This is a genomic window from Marilutibacter maris (assembly GCF_006546735.2).
Taxonomy (GTDB): Bacteria; Pseudomonadota; Gammaproteobacteria; order Xanthomonadales; family Xanthomonadaceae; genus Marilutibacter; species Marilutibacter maris.
In genome coordinates, this window is sequence record NZ_VICD02000203.1 from 1 (window position 1) to 1,367 (window position 1,367).

At 68.4% G+C, this 1,367-nt stretch carries 1 protein-coding gene; it reads right to left on the reverse strand.

All coding sequences use genetic code 11. The annotated features are described in order from the left end of the window. Positions 1-375: 375 nt before the first annotated feature. Complete coding sequence (gene speE, locus FKV24_RS11615; protein WP_141482498.1) at positions 376-1,227, reverse strand: polyamine aminopropyltransferase; 852 nt, start codon at positions 1,225-1,227, stop codon at positions 376-378. Positions 1,228-1,367: the final 140 nt, after the last annotated feature.

Here is a 1,367-nt window from a genome sequence, read left to right on the forward strand (position 1 = left end):
CCACGGCCTCGCGGCCGTCGAAGCGGGTCAGGTAGACCTCCGGTTCCAGCAGGCGTTCGCCGCGCTTGAGCGTGCGGCAGCGCGGCGGCAGGCGCGCAGGGCGCTGCGCGACCGCGGGTAGGCGGGTCGTATTCATGGCGGATATCGGGCCGGCGGAGCGCGATCCGGGGGAGGAGGGGGCGCCGGCGTGAGCGTGGGGAGGTTGTTCGTTAACTGAACCTGGCAGTTCAGTTAACGAAATAATAATGTCATCTCCCGACTGTCGCCAGCCTCATTCCCGGGACAATGCGTCCCGCCGGAGGCGCTGCCGGTTTCCGCCGTGCAAACGAAAAGCCCCGCGCGGGGCGGGGCCTGGGGACGGCTTCGGGTGCGAGGTTACCGGGCCAGTGCCGCGGCCACGAACGGCGGGGTCGCCAGCGCGCCGGTGTGGATGTCGGCGCTGTAGTACTTCGTCTCGAAGTCCTTGGCGCGCGCGTCGCCGGTGCGGAAGTCGAAGCCTCCATCCTTGCGCGCCAGCGTGCAGCTCCACCAGCCGGTCGGGTAGCACGGCTGCGGGAACGGCAGGGTGCTGAAGCGGGTGAAGCCGGCCTTGCCCATCTCGCCGCGCATCTCGTTGATCAGGTCCAGCAGCATCAGCGGCGACTCGGACTGCTGCACCAGGATGCCGTCGTCCTTCAGCGCGCGGAAGCAGCTCTCGTAGAAGGCCTTGTTGAACAGCCCCTCGGCCGGGCCGACCGGGTCGGTCGAGTCGACGATGACGATGTCGACGCTGCCGGCCGGGCAGTTGGCCATGTAGGCGACGCCGTCGTCGAACAGCAGCTCGGCACGCGGATCGCCGTTGGATTCGCACAGCTCCGGGAACCATTTCTCGGCCATGCGGGTGACCTGCTCGTCGATGTCGCACTGGGTCGCGCTCTCGACGCCGGGGTGCTTGAGCACCTCGCGCAGGGTGCCGCAGTCGCCGCCGCCGATGATCACCACCCGCTTCGGCGCGGCATGGGTGAACAGCGCCGGGTGCGACATCATCTCGTGGTAGAAGAAATTGTCCTTCGTGGTCAGCATCATCGCGCCGTCGATGAGCATCAGGTTGCCCCAGTCGGTGCTCTCGAAGATCTCGATCTTCTGGAACGGCGACTGCACCTCGTCGAGCTTGCGGGTGATGCGGTAGCCGATCGCCGAGCCGGTCGGCTCGAAGTTCTCGTAGTGCCAGGTGGTGTTGTCGTTCATGCCGATGCGTCCCGAAGGTGGCCAGATCAGGGGGGCGGACCGTCCGGCCACGGAGGCGCCGGGACCGGTCGGACCGCAACGGCCCGGGCGGGCCGCGTGAGGCCGCGAATTGTAGCCGAGCGCGCCCCGGCCGCCGTGAC

Bases quoted from the DNA above. Each gene is read 5' to 3' on its own strand.
- speE (WP_141482498.1), bottom strand. From the start codon at position 1,227: ATGAACGACAACACCACCTGGCACTACGAGAACTTCGAGCCGACCGGC.